At 70.7% G+C, this 19433-nt stretch carries 14 protein-coding genes and 1 pseudogene; 7 read left to right on the forward strand and 8 right to left on the reverse strand.

Features of this window, described 5'->3' with window-relative positions; genetic code table 11:
* Positions 1-9 precede the first annotated feature (9 nt).
* The 5 genes from nuoL to RT054_RS09630 all read left to right on the forward strand — a co-directional run bounded on the left by nuoL (position 10) and on the right by RT054_RS09630 (position 7279).
* The gene (gene nuoL, locus RT054_RS09610) at positions 10-1869 is read left to right on the forward strand and encodes an NADH-quinone oxidoreductase subunit L (protein WP_313023356.1); all 1860 of its coding nucleotides are present in this window, start codon (positions 10-12) and stop codon (positions 1867-1869) included.
* Positions 1866-3620: an NADH-quinone oxidoreductase subunit M gene (locus RT054_RS09615; RefSeq protein WP_313023320.1), complete on the forward strand. Its 1755-nt coding sequence runs from the start codon at positions 1866-1868 to the stop codon at positions 3618-3620. The genes nuoL and RT054_RS09615 overlap by 4 nt, the downstream gene beginning before the upstream one ends.
* Positions 3620-5194, forward strand: a complete 1575-nt coding sequence (gene nuoN, locus RT054_RS09620; RefSeq protein WP_313023322.1) for an NADH-quinone oxidoreductase subunit NuoN — start codon at positions 3620-3622, stop codon at positions 5192-5194. Before RT054_RS09615 ends, nuoN begins: the two co-directional genes overlap by 1 nt.
* Complete coding sequence (locus RT054_RS09625; protein WP_312719817.1) at positions 5191-6195, forward strand: polyprenyl synthetase family protein; 1005 nt, start codon at positions 5191-5193, stop codon at positions 6193-6195. The genes nuoN and RT054_RS09625 overlap by 4 nt, the downstream gene beginning before the upstream one ends.
* 430 nt (positions 6196-6625) lie before the next feature.
* A complete protein-coding gene (locus tag RT054_RS09630; protein ID WP_312719816.1) occupies positions 6626-7279 on the forward strand; it encodes a TetR/AcrR family transcriptional regulator in 654 nt (217 codons plus the stop codon).
* Positions 7280-7401: 122 nt separating this feature from the next.
* On the opposite strand, the gene rarD is transcribed toward RT054_RS09630, so the two are convergent.
* From rarD to RT054_RS09645, 3 genes are all read right to left on the reverse strand, one after another.
* Positions 7402-8223: an EamA family transporter RarD gene (rarD, locus tag RT054_RS09635; protein ID WP_396837257.1), complete on the reverse strand. Its 822-nt coding sequence runs from the start codon at positions 8221-8223 to the stop codon at positions 7402-7404.
* Positions 8224-8483: 260 nt separating this feature from the next.
* On the reverse strand, positions 8484-9551 hold the full coding sequence (locus RT054_RS09640) for a 2-oxoacid:ferredoxin oxidoreductase subunit beta (RefSeq protein WP_313023324.1): 1068 nt from the start codon (positions 9549-9551) through the stop codon (positions 8484-8486).
* Entirely contained in the window at positions 9548-11494 is a 1947-nt protein-coding gene (locus RT054_RS09645; protein ID WP_312719812.1) for a 2-oxoacid:acceptor oxidoreductase subunit alpha, read from the reverse strand. Before RT054_RS09645 ends, RT054_RS09640 begins: the two co-directional genes overlap by 4 nt.
* A 179-nt stretch (positions 11495-11673) precedes the next feature.
* Between RT054_RS09645 and htpX the strand changes: the two genes are divergently transcribed.
* Positions 11674-12558: a zinc metalloprotease HtpX gene (gene htpX / locus RT054_RS09650; protein ID WP_312719810.1), complete on the forward strand. Its 885-nt coding sequence runs from the start codon at positions 11674-11676 to the stop codon at positions 12556-12558.
* A 27-nt stretch (positions 12559-12585) separates the two neighbouring features.
* Here htpX and RT054_RS09655 read toward each other — a convergent pair whose 3' ends face one another.
* The 5 genes and pseudogenes from RT054_RS09655 to RT054_RS09675 all read right to left on the reverse strand — a co-directional run bounded on the left by RT054_RS09655 (position 12586) and on the right by RT054_RS09675 (position 19005).
* A complete protein-coding gene (locus RT054_RS09655) occupies positions 12586-13719 on the reverse strand; it encodes a glycerate kinase (RefSeq protein WP_313023325.1) in 1134 nt (377 codons plus the stop codon).
* Positions 13720-13804: 85 nt separating this feature from the next.
* Positions 13805-14851 (reverse strand): asparaginase, encoded by a 1047-nt coding sequence (locus RT054_RS09660; protein ID WP_313023326.1) that lies wholly within the window; start codon positions 14849-14851, stop codon positions 13805-13807.
* Positions 14852-14914: 63 nt separating this feature from the next.
* Positions 14915-16216 (reverse strand): MFS transporter, encoded by a 1302-nt coding sequence (locus tag RT054_RS09665; RefSeq protein WP_312719805.1) that lies wholly within the window; start codon positions 16214-16216, stop codon positions 14915-14917.
* Between the two features lie 137 nt (positions 16217-16353).
* Positions 16354-18074: pseudogene (locus tag RT054_RS09670) on the reverse strand (AMP-binding protein).
* Between the two features lie 238 nt (positions 18075-18312).
* The gene (locus RT054_RS09675) at positions 18313-19005 is read right to left on the reverse strand and encodes an isochorismatase family protein (RefSeq protein WP_313023327.1); all 693 of its coding nucleotides are present in this window, start codon (positions 19003-19005) and stop codon (positions 18313-18315) included.
* Positions 19006-19116: 111 nt separating this feature from the next.
* On the opposite strand from RT054_RS09675, the gene RT054_RS16515 reads away from it, so the two are divergent.
* Positions 19117-19428 (forward strand): DoxX family protein, encoded by a 312-nt coding sequence (locus tag RT054_RS16515; protein ID WP_396837258.1) that lies wholly within the window; start codon positions 19117-19119, stop codon positions 19426-19428.
* Positions 19429-19433: the final 5 nt, after the last annotated feature.

Here is a 19433-nt window from a genome sequence, read left to right on the forward strand (position 1 = left end):
ACGGCCCTCATGTGGCTCGTCATCGCCCTGCCGTTGCTCGGTTCGGCGCTCCTGCTCGTCGGGGGCCGCCGCACCGACTCCTTCGGCCCGTTGCTCGCGACGGTCCTCTCGTGGTCCGCCTTCGTCGTGGCCGCCCTCACGCTCGTCGCGATGCTCGGCATGGATGCCGCCGACCGCAGCCGGCACGTGTCGCTGTGGTCGTGGATCGCGACCGGCACGTTCAACCTCGAGGCCGGTCTCCTCGTCGACCCGTTGTCGTTGACGTTCGTCCTCCTCGTGACGTTCGTCGGGTCGCTCATCCACGTGTACTCCCTCGGGTACATGGCGCACGACCCCGACAAGCGCCGGTTCTTCGCCTACCTCAACCTGTTCGTCGCGGCGATGCTCACGCTCGTGCTCGCGGACTCCTACCTGCTGCTCTACCTGGGCTGGGAGGGCGTCGGTCTCGCCTCGTACCTGCTCATCGGGTTCTGGAACTGGAACCCCCCATACGCGAGCGCCGCCAACAAGGCGTTCATCATGAACCGCATCGGTGACTTCGGTCTCGGCCTGGCGATCATGCTGATGTTCGCGACCTTCGGCACCGTCACCTTCGCCGGGGTCGCCCAGGCCGCCGGCGACGCGGGCACGACCACCATGACGATCATGGGGCTGCTGCTCCTGCTCGCCGCCTGCGGCAAGTCGGCCCAGTTCCCGCTCCAGGCCTGGCTGGGCGACGCGATGGCGGGCCCGACGCCCGTCTCGGCGCTCATCCACGCGGCGACGATGGTGACCGCGGGTGTCTACCTCGTCGTGCGCAGCGCCCCGATCTACAACCTCACGCCCGACGCGCAGCTCGTCGTCGCGATCGTCGGCGCGATCACCCTGACCTTCGGTGCGATCGTCGGGTGCGCCAAGGACGACCTCAAGAAGGCGCTCGCCGCCTCGACGATGAGCCAGATCGGCTACATGATGCTCGCCGCGGGTCTCGGCCCGATCGGCTACGCCGTCGCGATCTTCCACCTCGTCACGCACGGCTTCTTCAAGGCGGGGATGTTCCTCGGCGCCGGCTCGGTCATGCACGGCATGAACAACCGCGTCGACATGCGCACCTTCGGTGGGCTCTCGGCCAAGATGAAGACCACCTGGATCACGTTCGGCCTCGGCTGGCTCGCGATCATCGGCTTCCCGTTCCTCTCCGGCTTCTGGAGCAAGGACGCGATCATCGAGGCCGCCTGGGTCGGCGAGGGCTGGCGCCCGTGGGTGTTCGGCGGCATCACGACCCTCGTCGCCGGTCTGACCGCCTTCTACATGTCGCGCCTGTTCTTCATGACCTTCCACGGCAAGGCCCGGTGGCTCGAGCACGACCACCCGCACGAGTCGCCCGCCACGATGACCATCCCGATGGTGATCCTCGCGGTCGGTTCGGTCGGCCTCGGCGCCTTCCTCAAGTTCGTCGGCTTCTCCGACTGGCTCGCCCCGGTCACCGGCCACGCCCACCACCACGAGCCGGTGCTGCCGCCCCTGGTCATCACGGCGCTCGTGCTCACCCTCATGGTGATCGGCGTCGCCCTCGCCTGGGTGCGCTACGCCAAGGAGGACGTCCCGGTCGTCGCGCCGGAGGGCTCCCTGCTCACCCGGGCGGCGCGCCACGACCTCTTCCAGGACATGGTCAACGACGACGTCTTCGTCAACCCGACAATGTCCCTCGCCCGTGGGGTCTCGAACGACCGCGGCGTGGACAACGGCCTCATGGGGATCGGTGCCGGTGTCGCCGGCCTGTCCGGCGCCCTGCGCCACATCCAGAACGGCCTCGTCCGGTCCTATGCCATGACGATGCTCATGGGCATCGTCGCGATGTTCCTCTTCGTGTGGATGGTGCAGCGATGACTTTGACCTCCTCCATGCCCCTCCTCACGATCCTGGGGATCATCCCCCTGATCGGGGCGCTCGTCGTGTGTGTCGCGCCCGAGCGGTCGGCGCGCGTCATCTCCTTGGCGTTCTCGGTCGTCACGCTGCTCGGCACGCTGTTCCTGTGGGCGAACTTCGACACCGCGCCCGAACGACAGCAGTTCCAGTTCGAAGAGGTCTACCCGTGGATCCCGCAGTGGGGTGTGTCCTACGCGGTCGGCATCGACGGCATGGCCCTCGCGATGATCGTCATGGCGGCGATCCTCGTGCCGATCTGCCTGCTCGCCGCGTGGGAGGACGTGCCGTTCTCCGGCGGTCGCCGGCACCGCGGGTACTTCGCCTGGATGCTCGTGCTGGAGACGATGATGATCGGGGTCTTCGCGGCCACCGACGTCTTCCTCTTCTACGTCTTCTTCGAGGTCATGCTCGTCCCGGTCTACTTCCTCATCAACAACTACGGTGGCGAGAACCGCGGCCCGGCGGCCCTCAAGTTCCTCCTCTTCTCCCTCGCCGGTGGGCTCGTCATGCTCGCCGCGGTCATCGCGGTGTTCTTCCAGGGGGCGGGTGGTCCGCAGGGCTTCCTCGTCGCCAACCTCACCGGTCTGCAGATGTCCCCGCTGACCGAGAACCTGCTGTTCCTCGGCTTCTTCATCGCGTTCGCGGTCAAGGCGCCGATGTGGCCGGTGCACACGTGGCTGCCCGACGCCGCTGCGGCGTCGCGTCCGGCCACCGCGGTGTTGCTCGTCGGCGTGCTCGACAAGGTCGGCACCTACGGCATGATCCGGTTCTGCCTGCAGATGTTCCCGAACGCCAGCGAGTGGGCCACCCCGGCGATCCTCGCGCTCGCGCTCGTCTCGATCGTCTACGGCGCGGTCCTCGCGATCGGCTCGACCGACATGATGCGGCTCATCGCCTACACCTCGGTCAGCCACTTCGGGTTCATCGTGCTCGGCATCTTCGCCGTGACGTCGATGAGCGTGTCGGGCTCCGTGCTCTACATGCTCAACCACGGCTTCTCCACCGCTGCGCTGTTCCTCCTCGCGGGCATGCTCATCTACCGCCACGACAGCAAGGACGTGCGGGACTACGGCGGGTGGCAGCGCGTCACCCCGCTGCTCGCCGGCTCGTTCCTCATCGCCGGGCTCTCCGGCATGGCGCTGCCCGGTCTGGGCGCGTTCGTGTCCGAGTTCCTCGTGATGATGGGCACCTTCCAGCGCTACCCGATCGTCGCGGCGATCTCCTCCGTGGGCATCGTGCTCGCGGCGACGTACATCCTCGTGCTGTACATGCGCGTGTTCACCGGGCCCGCGCCGGGCGGGCGCCTGGTCGAGAACGACGGCGTCGTGTCCTACGACGACCCGCGGTTCGAGGCGCACGGCCGCGACGCGCAGGGTCACGACGCAGGCGGCGCGCAGACGCCCGTCGGCGGCGCCCACGCCGCCCGCGACACCGGCACGGTGAGCACCGACACGATGGCCCGGGAGGAGACGTCCGCGTCGGTCGGCGTCGACACCCTCGAGCGTCCTCGTCCGCTGCGGGGGCAGGTGCCCGACCTCATCGGCCGGGAGAAGCTCGTCGTCATCCCGCTCATCGCGCTGTTCCTCGTCCTCGGGTTCTACCCGCGGGTGGCGCTCGACGTCATCAACCCCGCGGTCACCCAGACGCTCCACCTCGTGGGCGTCACCGATCCCGCCCCCACCGCCGGGGCACAGAACGGGAGTGTCAAGTGATGCCCGTGCCGGAGTTCGTCCCCGCCGACATCAACGCCCTGGCCGTCGCCCCGGTCGCGATCGTGCTGGCTGCGGCGCTCCTCGGGGTGCTGCTCGAGGCGTTCGCACCTCGTCGGGTGCGGCACACGACCCAGGTCGTGCTCGCCGTCCTCGCTCTCGCGGCCGCGTTCGTCGTGCTGTCGTTCAACTCGGCCGCGATCACCGGCCCCACGCTCGCGGGCGCGCTGGTCATGGACGGTCCGGCGATCGTGCTCCAGCTCCTCGTCCTGCTCATGGGTCTGGTCTCGCTCATCATCGTGGCCGAGCGTTTCGACGGCCGCCTCGCCGATGCGATCACCCCCTCGGGAGCCTCCGTCCCCGGCTCCCACGCGGAGGGCGTGGCCGAGCGTCTGGGGTCGACGACCGAGGTCTTCCCGCTCATGCTCTTCTCCATCGCGGGCATGATGATCTTCCCGGCCGCCGGCGACCTGCTCACGATGTTCATCGCGCTCGAACTCCTCTCCCTCCCGCTCTACGTGCTCTGCGCGCTGGCGCGTCGCAAGCGGCTGCTCTCGCAGGAGGCGGCGCTGAAGTACTTCCTGCTCGGGTCGTTCGCCTCGGCGTTCTTCCTCTTCGGTTCGGCCCTTCTCTTCGGGTACGCGGGTTCCATGCAGTTCCGGCGCATCGCCGAAGCCATCGGCATGTACCCCGGCATGAACCCACTGCTCGTCCTCGGCTGCGCGAGCATCCTCGTCGGCCTGTTCTTCAAGATGGGCGCCGTGCCCTTCCACAGCTGGACCCCCGACGTGTACCAGGGGGCCCCGACGCCGATCACCGGGTTCATGGCCGCCTGCACCAAGGCCGCGGCCTTCGGGGCGGCGCTGCGTGTGCTGTACACGGGCATCGACGCCGCGCGCTGGGACTGGCTGATGATCATCTGGGTCGTCGCCGGGCTCACGATGGTGATCGGCTCGATCCTGTCGGTGACGCAAACCGACATCAAGCGCATGCTCGCCTACTCCTCGATCGCCCACGCCGGCTTCGTCCTCGTCGGCGTGATGGCGTTCGACGTCAGCGCGGTCGGGGCCGTGATGTTCTACCTCGCGGCCTACGGGTTCTCGGTCATCGCCGCGTTCGGCATCATCACGCTCGTGCGCTCGCGGGACACCGGGGCCGAGGCGACCTCGCTCACCCAGTGGACGGGCCTCGGCAAGCGGTCGCCGCTCGTCGCGGGCACGTTCGCCTTCCTCCTCATGGCATTCGCGGGTCTGCCGCTCACCTCGGGCTTCACGGCCAAGGTCGCGGTCTTCTCCGCAGCGATCGCCCACGCCGGCATTCCCGGGGTGATCCTCGTGGTGCTCGGTGTGCTGTGCAGTGCGATCACCGCCTACGTCTACTTCCGGGTCGTCCGCATCATGTTCACCGCACCCGCCGAGGGCGTGACGGCGACGACGGAGGGCGGGGTCGGCGTTCTCACACCGTCGGTCGCGACGACCAGCGCGATCACCCTGAGCGTGGCGCTCACACTCCTGCTCGGTGTGTTCCCGGGCCCGCTGCTCGACCTCATGTCGTCGCTCTCGATCTTCATCCGATGAGCGCAGGCACCACGACGGTCCCGCTGCCGGGGCTCGACGCGGAGACGACGACGACCCTCGTCGACGGGCTCGCGCGCGTCGAGGCGTTCCTCGAGAGCCGGGTCCGCCACGACGACCCGTTCATCGCCGAGGCGTCCGGCCACCTCCTGGCCGCCGGTGGCAAGCGCGTGCGGCCGGTGCTCACGCTGCTCGCGTCGCAGTTCGGCACGGGTATCGACGACGACGTCGTCGCGGCCGCCGCGGCCGTGGAGCTCACGCACCTCGCGTCGCTCTACCACGACGACGTGATGGACGAGGCGGCGCTGCGTCGCGGGGCCCCCTCGGCCAACGCCGTCTACGACAACTCCACAGCGATCCTCGTGGGCGATCTGCTCTTCGGGAACGCCTCCGACGTCGTCGCGGACCTCGGCGCCGAGGCCGTCAAGATCCAGGCGCAGACGTTCATGCGGTTGTGCTCGGGGCAGATCCGCGACGACCGTCCCTGCCCGCCGTCCGAGGACGCCGTCGAGTACTACATCGGGGTCCTCCGCGACAAGACCGGCGCCCTCATCGCGACCGCGGCCCGGTTCGGGGCGATGTTCGGTGGCTGCGACGAGCAGACCGTCGCCCTCTTGCAGGAGTACGGCGAGTTGCTCGGCATCGCCTTCCAGCTCGCCGACGACCTCCTCGACATCGAGTCCCGCCCCGGCGTGTCCGGCAAGACCCCCGGCACGGACCTGCGGGAGGGTGTCGACACCCTGCCCGTGCTCCTCGTGCGACGAGCGGCGCGGCCCGAGGACGCTCGGCTGCTCCAACTGCTCGACTCCGACCTCGCGCACGACGACGCGGGTGTGGCCGAGGCGCTCGACCTCCTGCGGCGTCACCCCGCCATGGAGGAGGCCAGGTTGTCGACACGGGCCATCGCCGCCAGGGCGCAGGAACAGCTCACGCCGCTCGGGGAGGGTCCGGTCGTCGATGCGCTGCGAACCTTGGCCGCGAGCGTCGTCGACCGCGCCGTCTGAGCGGGATCTCTCACGTCACGACACCTCGAGAACGCGCACACCGCGACGACCGCCGGGCCTCGTGCCCGGCGGTCGTCGTCGTTGCCGGCGCGAGGGGGGCGGCGCTTCGTCGGAATCACGCCTGGGTGCTCACAGCTCGACAGCTGTTGTGTGGGGTGAAACACGAGGTGGGCGTGTGTTTCACGGTCCTGTCTGCCGTTCAGGTAGGGTGCCGAGAAGCGGTCTCGGTGAGATGCGCTGAAGAACAAGGGTTTTGGACCTGAGGACCGGCGATTCGGTCACCGTCGGGGGCGAGCGGGCGCCAATGAGCCCCCTATTGGCGGAAGCCCGACAGTGTCGGATAAAGGTTCGATAACGCCCAGGTATGAGCACAGTAAGAGGGCCGACCTGGGGTGCTGGACGCGGGTGCTTTGCACCTACAGTGCTGGTTATGCCCAGAGTTCCCGCAGACCGCCGACGTGAACAGCTCATCGCTGCCACGATCGATCTCGCGATCGAAGAAGGTCTCGCCGCTGCGTCCGTGCGCCGTATCGCCGAGCGGGCGAACGTCTCCCTCGGTGTCGTCCACTACTGCTTCAGCAGCAAAGAGGCGCTGCTCAACGCCGTCGCGGAGTCGTTCCTCAACCCCATCCTCGGCCCGGTGGCCGAGGCGCTCGAAGAGGTCGCCGACCAACCCATGCGGACCAAGGCGCGAGCCGCCGTCGAAGCGTTCTGGAACACGACGATCTCCGATCCGGGACGTCAGCTGCTGAGCTACGAACTCGCTTCCTGGTCGGTCCGTGGGGACGGTGAGGCGGCGCGGCTGCTCTACAAGACCTACCTCGACGTCATCGAGGCCTTCATCACCGAGGGCCTGGGCATCCAGGGCACCGACGAGATGTCGACGCGCACCGTGGCGCGCATGGTCCTCACGCTCACCGACGGCGCCATGCTCGCCTGGCTCGTGGACCGCGACGACGAGTCCACGAACGAGGTCATGGAGGCCTACCTCACGATGATCCTCAGCTACATCGAGGGCGTGATGAAGGACGGCAAGATCAGCCTGCGTCGGGAGCCACCGACCCAGACGCACGCCGCCGTGTGAGGTCCTCGGACACGTTCGACAGGGCGCTCCACCTCGTGGTGGGGCGCCCTTCGTCGTGTCGGCCCGACGGAGATCTTTCCCGTTCCCGGCCCCGCCCGTCGAACCGCACCGGGGCCCGCGTCTCACCCGTGGACGCGCCCCTGGCGGGCCCGGAAGGAGTCCGTGACGAGACACAGCAGGGCCACCCACACGATGGCGAACCCGGTCCAGCGGGCGGGCGTCATGTGCTCGCCGAGGGCGAGTCCCGTGACGAACTGCAGCACGGGGGAGATGAACTGGAGCAGGCCGATGGTCACCAGCGGCACCCGCCGCGCCGACATGGCGAACAGCAGCAGGGGGACCGCGGTGACGAGCCCGGTGCTCGCGAGCAGGGCGACGTGCACCGGTCCGGCGTCAAGGGTCGAGGTGCCACTCACGCCGAGGGTGAGGATCGCGACGAGGGCGAGAGGGGTGAGCAACGCCGACTCCGCGGTGAGGCTCCCGAGGGCGCCGAGGTCGGCCGGCATCCGCTTCTTGACCAGTCCGTAGAAGCCGAACGACGTGGCCAGGAGGAACGCGATCCAGGGCACGTGTCCACCCGCGACGGCGAGGAACAGTCCACCGACGGCACCGATCCCCACGGCGAGTGTCTGGAGGCGCCTCAGCCGCTCCCGGAGCACGAAGAAGCCCAACGCGACGCTCACCAGGGGGGTGAGGAAGTACCCGAGGGCGGCCTCGGTGACCCGGCCCGAGGTGACGGCGAGTAGGTAGGTCACCCAGTTCGTCGCGATGAGGATCGAGGCGAGCGCGATGGTGAGCAGCTCGCGGGAGGGACGGCGCCACGATGGCAGACGTCGACCCCGCATGTGCAGCAGCAGCGCGCACACGAGGAAGCTCCACACGATGCGGTGCGCGAGGATCTCCCACGGTCCGGAGGGGGCGAGGAGTCCGAAGTACAGGGGCATCGCGCCCCAGATGAGATAGGCGCCGAGACCGTAGGCGAGGCCCAGCTCCGCCGGCGTACGGACCCGCCGCCCGGTGCCGGCGGATCGGGGAGCGCCGGCCCGAGGGTCGGTCCGTCCCGGATCGGTCGTCCCGGGATCGGTCGGCCCGGCGCCGGTGGTCGGTTCGGGACCGACCCCGGCGGGCGGTGAGTCCGGCGCGGAACTCGACGCGCCGGAGGAGGAACCGTCGGCAGGGTTCCCCGCGCCGGGATCAGGAGGGTTCAGCCGACCGTCCACGTGTCCTTGCCTGCGAGCAGTCCGGCGAGGTCGTCGTCGTCGGGAAGACCACCGTGGTCGGCGACGGCACCCGCGACCTGGCCCCGGACGAGGTCGTCGTACGTCGGGTGCGACACCGAGCGGAAGATGCCGAGGGGCACGTGCTCACCGTCGAGTTGGGCGAGGGCGAACGCAGCCGTGGGGTCCTCGCGGGTCGCGTCGTGAACGACGACCCGGCTGGGGTCGGCCCCGGCCGCCCCGACGACGTCGAGGCCTCCGCGCTCACCGCGGACGACGACGTGATGGCCACCCGCGCGGATCGGCTGCCCCTGCTCGAGCCGGAGGATCCGTGCCTCCGCGGACTCCTTGTCCTTGAGCATCTCGAACGCGCCGTCGTTGAAGATCGGGCAGTTCTGGTAGATCTCCACGAGCGAGGCGCCGCGGTGCTCGGCCGCGGCCTTGAGCGTGGCGGTGAGGTGCGTGCGGTCGGAGTCCATCGTGCGGGCGACGAACGTCGCGCCCGAGCCCAGCGCGAGGGCGACGGGGTTGAACGGCGCGTCGACCGACCCGAGCGGGGTCGACTTCGTGACGATCCCGGGCTGGGAGGTGGGGGAGTACTGGCCCTTGGTGAGGCCGTAGATCCGGTTGTTGAACAGCAGGATCGTGAGGTTGACGTTGCGGCGCAGCGCGTGGATGAGGTGGTTGCCGCCGATGGACAGGGCGTCGCCGTCGCCGGTGACGACCCACACCGACAGGTCGGGGCGCGAGATCGCCAGACCGGTCGCGATCGACGGCGCACGGCCGTGCACCGAGTGCATCCCGTACGTGTCGAGGTAGTACGGGAATCGCGAGCTGCAGCCGATGCCCGAGATGAACGCGATGTTCTCGCGCTTGAGGCCGAGGCTGGGCAGGAACGACTGGACGGCGGCGAGGATCGCGTAGTCGCCGCACCCGGGGCACCAGCGCACCTCCTGGTCGGAGGTGTAGTCCTTCTTCGTGGCGGTCGGTTCGCCCGCCGGGAGGCGGGGGATGCCGTGCAGCCCGCTCGTGGGCATGCCGAGGTCGATGCTCATGCAGAGGCTCCGTTCTGGTCGGAGGCGTCGCCGGTCCCGTCGTCGCCGGTGGCGTCGTCACCCGTGTCGGTGACCTCGGCCACGGCGGCGGCGATGACCTCGACGAGTTCGGTGGAGGTGAAGGGGAGTCCGCGCACCGCGGTGTGCGAGCGCACGTCGACGAGGAACCGGCCACGCAGGAGGAACGCGAGCTGACCGAGGTTCATCTCGGGCACGATGACGCGGGAGTAGCCCTTGAGGATCTCGCCGGTGTTGGCCGGCAGGGGGTTGATGTGGCGCAGGTGCGCCTGCGCGACCGGGATGCCCGACCCGCGGAGCGACCGCACGGCCGCGCTGATCGGCCCGTACGTCGACCCCCACCCGAGGACGAGCACGTCGGCGGCGCCGCTCGGGTCGTCGACCGTGAGGTCCTCGATCGTGTCGGCGATGCGCGCAATCTTGGCGGCGCGCAGGCGCGTCATGAGGTCGTGGTTGTCGGGGTCGTAGCTGATGTTGCCGGTGATGTCGGCCTTCTCGATGCCGCCGAGGCGGTGCTCGAGGCCGGGGGTGCCGGGAACGGCCCACGGCCGGGCGAGGGTCTCGGGGTCGCGCACGTAGGGGTGGAACGTCGGGTTGCCCTTGGCGTCCGTCGCGTTGGGCTCGGTGGCGAATTCGACGTCGAGGCGCGGGAGGTCGGCGATGTCCGGGATGCGCCACGGCTCGGAGCCGTTCGCGAGGTACCCGTCGGAGAGCAGGATGACGGGCGTGCGGTAGGTCGTCGCGATGCGCACCGCCTCCATCGCCACCTCGAAGCAGTCGGCCGGCGTGGCGGGGGCGAGCACGGCGACGGGCGCCTCACCGTTGCGGCCGAACAGCGCCTGGAGAAGGTCGGCCTGCTCGGTCTTGGTGGGCAGGCCGGTCGAGGGACCACCGCGTTGCACGTCGACGACGACGAGCGGGAGCTCGGTGGAGACGCCGAGGCCGATGATCTCGGACTTGAGCGCGAGGCCCGGGCCCGAGGTCGTCGTCACGCCGAGCGCGCCGCCGAACGAGGCGCCGAGGGCGATCCCGATGCCCGCGATCTCGTCCTCCGCCTGGATCGTGGTGACGCCGTAGCGCTTGAGTCCCGAGAGCGTGTGGAGGATGTCGGAGGCCGGGGTGATCGGGTAGCTGCCGAGCACGAGCGGCAGGCCGCTGCGGTGGGAGGCGGCGGTGAGCCCGTACGCGGTGGCCGTGTTGCCGGTGATGTTGCGGTAACGGCCCGGTGGCATGGGCGCGGGTGCGATCTCGTAGCTGACCGCGAAGTCCTCGGTGGTCTCGCCGTAGTGGTGACCGGCCTGGAGCGCGGTGAGGTTGGCTCCGAGCACCTCGGGCTTCTTGGCGAACTTCGCGGTGAGGAAGGCCCGCGTGCCCTCCAGCGGCCGGGTGTACAGCCACGACAGGAGTCCGAGCGCGAACATGTTCTTCGCGCGTTCCTTCTCCTTGCGGGTGAGGTCGAAGTCCGCGAGCGCCTTGATCGTCATCGAGGTGAGCGGCAGCGCGTGCACGTGCCACGACTCGAGCGCGTCGCCCTCGAGCGGGTTCTCGGTGTATCCGGCCTTGATGCACGCGCGAGTGCCGAAGGCGTCGGAATCGGCGAGGATCGTGCCTCCGCGCGGCAGGTCGCGGATGTTCGCGGCGAGCGCGGCGGGGTTCATCGCGACGAGGACGTCGGGGGAGTCCCCGGGCGTGAGCACGTCGTGGTCGGCGAAGTGGAGCTGGAAGCTCGAGACGCCCGGCAGGGTGCCCTGGGGGGCGCGGATCTCAGCGGGGAAGTTCGGCAACGTCGACAGGTCGTTGCCGAGGACGGCGGTCGCGCTCGTGAAGCGGTCGCCGGTGAGCTGCATGCCGTCACCGGAGTCGCCAGCGAACCGGATGACGACGCGGTCCAGGTGCTCGACGGTCTTGGGCGTGGTCGTGGTCACGATGGGCTTTCGTTGCTCGGGAGTGGCGCGTCCCTGGCAGGGGGTGCGCCGATGCTCGGCCATCCTAGCCACGCCGGGTGAGGTTCACCTGAGTGGCAGGGCCCCGCCCTTCTCGCGGGGCGCTCGTGGGGATGATCGCCCTCGGGAACGGAGGGGGCCCCGGCGGCGTTGGACGTGTCATGCACCGCCATTACAACGGACTCAAGACCGCCCTGCTCTTCGGCGCGATCATCGGCGTGCTCCTCGCCATGGGCTCGCTGTTCGCGGGCGGGCGCTACCTATGGATCTTCCTGCTCATCGGCCTCGCGACCACCGCCTACGGCTACTGGAACAGCGACACCATCGCCATCCGCGCGATGCGCGCACGGCCCGTCACCGAGGCGGAGGCCCCCGCGATGTACCGCATCGTCCGTGAGCTGTCGATGCGCGCAGGGCAGCCGATGCCCCGGCTGTACGTGTCCCCCACGCAGGCGCCGAACGCGTTCGCCACCGGACGCAACCCCGCCAACTCGGCGGTGTGTTGCACCGAGGGCATCCTCGGCCTGCTCGACGAGCGCGAGCTGCGGGGCGTCCTCGGTCACGAGCTCATGCACGTGTACAACCGCGACATCCTCACGAGCTCGGTCGCCGCGGCGATCGCCGGGATGATCACGAGCGCCGCGCAGATCCTCATGTTCTCGAGCATGTTCGGCGGCTCCGACGAGAACCGGCCCCACCCCATCGCCGCGCTCCTCATGTCGCTCCTCGCGCCGATGGCCGCGATGGTGATCCAGATGGCGATCAGCCGCACCCGCGAGTACGACGCGGACGAGGACGGGGCCCGCCTCACCGGCGACCCCCTCGCGCTCGCCTCGGCGCTGCACAAGCTCCAGTACGGAGTCGCCGCCGCCCCGCTCGCGCCGGAGCAGCAGGTCGTCAACGCCTCGCACCTCATGATCGCCAATCCCTTCCGCGCCGGTGACGTCACCTCGCTGTTCGCGACGCACCCGCCGATGGAGCAGCGCATCGCCCGTCTCGAGAACATGGCGGGGGGCGGCCCCGGGGTCATCGACCACCGCGGCTGAGGTTCACGTCGGCCACCGGCGGGTCGATCACCCCAGCTCGGTACGCGCGACCTCGGCGGCGAGCCGGGTGAGGAGGGGTCCGGCCTCGGCCATGCACCGGCTCTCGTCGGGCTCGAGGTCGGTGAGGCGGTAGAGGCGGTCGAATCCGGCCTCCCTCGCGTCCTCCTCCGAGAGCAACGCGCGGCCGCAGACGGCGACGATCGGGACCTCGGCGCGTCTCGCCGCCCGGGCGACCCCGGCGGGGGCCTTGCCGAGGAGGGTCTGCAGGTCCAGGGACCCCTCCCCGGTGACGACGAGGCGTGCCCCCTGGGCGAGGGCGTCGAAGTCGTTGAGGTCGAGAACGATCTCGATGCCCGGGCGCATCGTCGCGCCGAGGACGCACAGGGCCGCCCATCCCACGCCCCCGGCGGCGCCGGCGCCGGGCTGGTCGGCGACGCGACGCCCGGTCTCCGCCTCGACGAGCTCCGCGAGCCGCGCGAGACCCGCGTCGAGGAGGTCGACGTCCTCCGGGGTCGCCCCCTTTTGGGGTCCGAAGATCGCCGCGGCGCCCTGCTCGCCGAGCAGGGGGTTGTCGACGTCACAGGCGACCGTGATCCGTGACGCGGTGAGGGCAGGGTGGAGTCCAGCGAGGTCGACCGAGGCCAGCCGTGTGAGCGACCCACCCCCCGGCGGTAGCTCGACGTCCTCCGCGTCGAGGAACCGCGCACCGAGGGCGGTGAGCATCCCGGCACCGCCGTCGGTGCTCGCGCTGCCGCCGATCCCGATGACGAGGTCGCGGATCCCGGCGTCGAGCGCGGCGGCGACGATCTCTCCCAGGCCCGCGCTAGAGGCCTCGAGGGGGCGACGCTCCCCGCCAGGGAGGCGCCCCAGGCCGCAGGCGTCGGCCATCTCGACGACGGCCTCGCCGCCGCGGCGCACGTAGCGGGTCTGGACCGGCTCGCCGGTCGGTCCGGTGCACTGCACCGGCTCGGGGGTGAACCCCGCGCTCTCCGCGGCGTCGAGGGTGCCGTCGCCGCCGTCCGCGACGACCACCGATCGCACCTCCACCCCGGGCGCCCCCTCGCGCAGGCCCTCCTCCAGCCGCGCGATGACCTCGTGCGCCGTCAACGACCCCTTGAACTTGTCGCAGGCGATGAGGACGTGTCCGGAGTCGCTGGCCATCGGTGTCTCCTCGGGGGTCGGGGTCGGATGTCGGGGTCAGGGGTGTCGGGGGGATGCTCGGCGCCGGTGTCGGTGGTGGTCGGGGTCAGTGCGTGTCGAAGACGCGTTGCAGCTCGGCGGTGTCCGCGGTGCGGGTGAGCGCGAGGGCGAGGAGGACGCGGGCCTTGCCGGGCGGCAGGTCGCCGGCGGCGACCCAGTCGTGGGCGTCGTCGTCGATCGCGTCGCCGCGTCCGACGACTCCCGCACCCGTGCGCGAGGCCCGGACGACGGCGAGGCCGGCCGCACGCGCCTCGTCGAGTGCGGTGATCCCCGCGGCGCACACGTTCCCGCCTCCGGAGCCCACGTGGACGAGCCCCGCGGGCCGTGACTCGACGACGGCCCGGCCGATGAGCGAGGACTGCTCGGGGTGGGTCGCGAGCATCTCGACCCGCGGGAGGGTGCCCGGGAGGTCGGCGACGGGAAAGGTCCCGCGGACGCGGCGCGAGGCGGCGTGGACGTGCACCCGACCCGCGACGATCTCGCCCAGCGGGCCGTGCAGTGAGGAGAACGCGTCCAGCGTGCTCGCCGCGCGCTTGACGACGTCCCGGGCGCCGTGGACCAGGCCGCCGAACACGACGAGCACCCCGAGCCCCCGGGCTGCCGGGTCGGCGGCGACGCGCACCGCGTCGAGGAGGTTCGCAGGGCCGTCGGCGCCGGGGTCGTCGGCCGGCCGCATCGCGCCGGTGAGCACGACGGGGATGTCGGTGTCGAGGACGAGGTGGAGCAGGTAGGCGCTCTCCTCCATGGTGTCGGTGCCGTGGGTGACGACGACGCCGTCGACACGTCCGAGGGACGCCAAGGCCGAACGGCGCCGCCGCCCCTCGTCGTCCGCCGCCGGGTCGCTCCCGGTGAGGATCTCGGCGAGCGCGCGGGCGAGCGCGACGCGGCGTCCGAGGTCCATCTCCACGGAGTCGACGGAGGACACCGTGGTCGTGACGATGTCGGCGACCGCCTCGAGCCCGGGAACGGCCGCGGTGAGATCGTCGACCGAGAACACACCCGCTTCGTAGTGATGCCCGTCGGCGGCGGCGGACGACCCGGCGATCGTCCCCCCGGTGCCGACGACGGCGATGCGGGGTCGGGGCGTGGTCATGTCGTCATCCTGCCGCAGCCCGAGGGCGCCGGTCGGCACATCGCCGAACACCGGGTCCACCCCTCAGCCGACGTCCGGGCTCGACCCCCAACGCGCCACCCAGCGGCGCCGCAACGCGCGGTGCACGGGGTCGAGCACGACGCCCTCCTCGCGCCGGGCCGCCCTGCGGGAGGTGACCACGCCCGCCACGCCGACCAGCAGCATCGGGAGTTGGACGGCCATCGCGAGGCGGTAGGCCGTCGCGGGCGAGGCGCCGAACGCCTGCTCGGCGAGGTCGACGAGCAGGCCGACGAGGAGGATCGCGACGAGGGCCCCGCCGAATCCGCCCATGATGACGAGGCCGTTGGCGGTACCCCAGCGATGCGGGGGGTTGAACGTGCGGGCGTAGTCGAACCCGATCCCCGACCCCGGTCCGCCGGTCGCGAGGCCCAGCGCGAGGAGCGCGAGCAGGGCGAAGGGGGCGGGGCCGGGCCAGGCGAGGACGAGGACCCAGGGCACGACCGTCACCGTGACGACCGTGAACACGAGGACGCTGCGGCGGTAGGGGTAGCGAGCGGTGAGGGTGCCGATGATCGGTCCACAGGGGAGGGACGCGATGACGTGCAGCGCGAGGAGCGCGCTCGCCTCGGCCGGGGTCCGCCCCTGCCCGACGACGAGGAACGGCACCCCCCACATCATCGCGAACATCAGCGGCGGGAAGCAGCACACGTAGTGGGTCCAGAACCCCAGCCGGGTGCCGGGACGCCGGACCGTGTCGGCGACGGCCCGTAGGAGTCCCCCGCCGGTGGGGACGACGTGGACCCGACTCCCGCCGGGAGCGTTCCGCACGACGACGATCCCGAGGACGGTCGCCGTCGCCGAGGCGAACGCGGCGCCCAGAAAGCTCGTCGACCACCCGAGGTGGTGCAGGGCGTAGGCGAACGGGATCGCGGAGGCGAGTTGGCCGCTCTGCCCGAGCAGCCCGGTGATCTGCGTGATGAGCGGGACGCGGCGGGCGGGGAACCACGCGGGCACGAGGCGGATGACGCTGCCGAACGTCATCGAGTCGCCCGCACCGACGAGCACCCTCGCGACGGCCCCCTCCGGAACGGTGTCCGCGACGGCCATGCCGAGGTGCCCGGCGAACATGATGCTCGCGCCGAGCGACATGAGTGCCCGGGAGCCGAACCGGTCGAGGAGCACGCCGACCGGCACCTGCAGGCCTGCGTACACGACGAGCTGGAGGACGACGAACGTCGACAGCACCGCCGCGGGGGCTCCGAACCGCGCGGCGGCATCGACGCCGGCGACGCCGAACGTCGTCCGTCCGAACACCGCGACGGCGTAGACGACCACCCCGGCACCCCAGATCACCCAACCTCGCACGCCGGACAGTGTGACAACCCCGCCTCCGCCCGCCCACCCCAGGTCGGATGACGTCATCGGATCAGGGGCCGTCACCCCCGAATCGATGACCTCGTCGGTGACGTCATCGACTCGGGGGAAGGGGTGAGGGGGTGGGGTCAGGCGCCCTTGAGCTCGGGGAAGTCGCTGTCGCGGTATTCGCCGTCGGGGCGGCCCTCGCCGCCGGCGAGTTGCTCCTCGCGCTGGCGGAGCTCCACCCGGCGGATCTTCCCCGAGATCGTCTTCGGCAGCTCGCCGAACTCGAGGCGCCGGATGCGCTGGAAGGGCGCGAGGCCCTCACGGCAGTGCTTGAGGATGTCGAAGGCCGTCTGCTCGTTCGCCTCCCACCCGCTCGCGAGTACGACGTACGCCTTCGGTACGGCGAGGCGCACCTCGTCGGGCGCGGGCACGACGGCGGCCTCGGCCACGGCGGGGTGCTCGATGAGGACCGACTCGAGCTCGAAGGGGCTCACCTTGTAGTCGCTGGCCTTGAACACGTCGTCGGTGCGGCCGACGAACGTGATCGCGCCGCGTTCGTCACGCATGGCGATGTCACCGGTGTGGTAATAGCCGCCGGCCATCGACTCGGCAGCCCGCTCGGGGTCGCCCTGGTAGCCGGCCATGAGGTTGACAGGGTTCTTCGAGAGGTCGAGGCACAGCTCGCCCTCGGTGTCGGTGGGCTCGCCGGAGACGGGGTCGACGAGCACACTCGGCACGCCGGGCAGCGGGCGGCCCATCGACCCGGGGATGACGGGCTGGCCGGGGGTGTTGCCGATCTGCACGGTGGTCTCGGTCTGGCCGAAGCCGTCGCGGATCGTGAGGCCCCAGTGCTTCTCCACCTGCCCGATGACCTCGGGGTTGAGTGGCTCGCCGGCGCCGATGACCTCGCGCAGGGACCCCTTCCGGCCGTCGAGGTCGGCCTGGATGAGCATGCGCCAGACGGTCGGGGGCGCGCAGAACGTCGTCACGCCGGCGCGTTCCATCTGGGTGAGCAGCGCGGCGGCGTCGAAGCGCGTGTAGTTGTAGACGAAGAGGCATGCCTGTGCGATCCACGGGGCGAAGAAGCAGCTCCACGCGTGCTTCGCCCAGCCGGGCGAGGCGATCGTGAGGTGGACGTCGCCCGGCTGCTGGCCGATCCAGTACATCGTCACGAGGTGCCCGACGGGGTAGCTGACCTGCGTGTGCATGACGAGCTTGGGCTTGGAGGTCGTCCCGGAGGTGAAGTAGAGAAGCAGGGGGTCCTCGACGTCGGTCTGCTCCTCCCACGCCGGGGCGGAGTCGCGCTGCTGCGCCTCGCGGACGTCGTGCCAGCCGTCGGCGGGCCCGACGGAGAACAGGTGCACGCCCGGCACCTCCGGATCGTCGCCCTGCGCCCAGTAGAGCTTTCCGGCCTCCTCGGCGTTGGCGATGATGCCTCGCGCGGAGGCCCGCGCGATGCGCTCCTGAGGTCGGCCGCGCCGAGGGCCGTGGTCGTGGGTGCGATGACCGCACCGATCTTCATGAGCGCGAGCATCGAGTCCCACAGCTCGACCTGGTTGTCGAGCATGACGAGCACGGGATCGCCCTTGCCGATACCCCGATCGACGAACCACGCGGCGAGTTTGTCGGACCTCGTGGCCATGTCGTCGAAGGAGTAGGTGTCCTCGCTGCCGTCCTCCCCGACGATCCACCGGGCCGGCGCGTCGTTCCCTCGGGCGATGACGTCGAACCAGTCGGTGGCCCAGTTGAACCGCCCCTCGATCCGCGGCCATTCGAAGCCCTCGCAGGCTGCCTCGTAGTCCTCGCGGTGCTCGAGCAGGAAGTCGCGGGCCGCCTTGTACGTTTCGTGCGCAGTCGTCATGTGAGCGATCTAACAGGCCAGGTCATCGCGCCGGGGAGCCGTCGCGCCCCCACGCGGCGATCGGTCGCTCGGAGTCGCCGAGCGGCTCGTCTCGTTCGGCCCGCCGTGCATGCGACCCGAGTGCCCCCGTCCGTCACGACGGCCCGAGCGGGGGTGCGTGGTCCTCGGGATTCTCACCGTGGGGCGAGCGGACGGCGGCGGCCCGCCCCCGGCAGAGCGGGGCGGGCCGTCGTCGCGTTCACCGCTCGGAGTCGAGCGGCTCATTGTCGAGGGCGGCCTTCTGCGCACGCTGGTGGCTCTCGGCGAGAAGCTGGTACCCGGGGAGCATGTGCGTCCACAGCTCCATCCACGCCATGGCGTCCTCGCGCTTCCAGGTGCGCTGGACCTCGGACACGACGGCGGTGACGTCCATCGGCACCGCACCGGCCTGCACGAGACGGGCCGTCGTCAGCCGCTCGGCCAACTCCGTTGGGGCGCCCGAGGCGTCCGGGACGAAGAACACCTCGTAGCCCTCGGCGAGCGCGGAAAGCGTCGGGAAGGCCATGCAGACCGTGGTGAGGGTGCCGGCGATGACGAGCTGACGCTTGCCGGTCGCGTGGACGGCGTCGCGGAAATCCTCGCAGTCCCAGGCGTTCACCTCACCTCGGCGGGCCACGTAGACCGTGTGCGGGGCTTCCTGCTGGATCTCGGGGATCAGTGGCCCGTTGGGGCCCTGCGGGACCGAGGCGGTCGCCACGACCGGCAGCTTCGCCAGGGTGGCCAGCTTGGTGGCGTTCCTGCGCAGCGTCGGCACGTCCAGGTCACCGACGACCTGGAACAGGCCACTCTGATGATCGACGAGGAGCAGGGCGACGTCATCGGGATCGATGACGGGGGCTTTGGGTCGCTCGTGCTCGTGAACGGCCGGGGGGGATCGTCGGGGTGGGGTCACTCATCGGGGCCTCCTGGGGTGGTCGCGCACTTGGGTGCACGTGCACTTACTTTGGCGCATGTGTTCAGGACGCGAAACCCCATCCACGAAGGACCGGCCCGGTCGTGAGGGGTGAGGGTTTCTCGTGGTGCAGGCGGCCCGCGCTCACAGTGCCGGGGGGAGGCCGGCCTCGCGAAGATCCGCCAGGACCCACGCGTCACCGACACTCTCGTGCGACTCGGGGTGGGCACGCCCCTCCAGCGCACCATCGGCGCCCTGGAGATGCTCGGCGGAACGGGCCTCGTCGTCGGTATCTGGCTGCTCATGCTCGGCGTGGCGGCCTTCGTCAGCGGTCTGTTCCTCGAGATCCTCGACATGCCGGTGCTCAGCACCGCCCTGCCGATCCTGGGCGAGCACTTCGGCGCCGAACTGCCCGAGCTATAGTGTCT

The sequence above is a fragment of the Mobilicoccus sp. genome (assembly GCF_032060985.1).
Taxonomy (GTDB): domain Bacteria; phylum Actinomycetota; class Actinomycetes; order Actinomycetales; family Dermatophilaceae; genus Mobilicoccus.

Bases quoted from the DNA above. Each gene is read 5' to 3' on its own strand.
- htpX (WP_312719810.1), top strand. From the start codon at position 11,674: ATGCACCGCCATTACAACGGACTCAAGACCGCCCTGCTCTTCGGCGCG.
- RT054_RS09655 (WP_313023325.1), bottom strand. From the start codon at position 13,719: ATGGCCAGCGACTCCGGACACGTCCTCATCGCCTGCGACAAGTTCAAG.
- RT054_RS09615 (WP_313023320.1), top strand. From the start codon at position 1,866: ATGACTTTGACCTCCTCCATGCCCCTCCTCACGATCCTGGGGATCATC.
- RT054_RS09630 (WP_312719816.1), top strand. From the start codon at position 6,626: ATGCCCAGAGTTCCCGCAGACCGCCGACGTGAACAGCTCATCGCTGCC.
- nuoN (WP_313023322.1), top strand. From the start codon at position 3,620: ATGCCCGTGCCGGAGTTCGTCCCCGCCGACATCAACGCCCTGGCCGTC.
- RT054_RS09640 (WP_313023324.1), bottom strand. From the start codon at position 9,551: ATGAGCATCGACCTCGGCATGCCCACGAGCGGGCTGCACGGCATCCCC.
- RT054_RS09660 (WP_313023326.1), bottom strand. From the start codon at position 14,851: ATGACCACGCCCCGACCCCGCATCGCCGTCGTCGGCACCGGGGGGACG.
- nuoL (WP_313023356.1), top strand. From the start codon at position 10: ATGTGGCTCGTCATCGCCCTGCCGTTGCTCGGTTCGGCGCTCCTGCTC.
- rarD (WP_396837257.1), bottom strand. From the start codon at position 8,223: ATGCCCCTGTACTTCGGACTCCTCGCCCCCTCCGGACCGTGGGAGATC.
- RT054_RS09625 (WP_312719817.1), top strand. From the start codon at position 5,191: ATGAGCGCAGGCACCACGACGGTCCCGCTGCCGGGGCTCGACGCGGAG.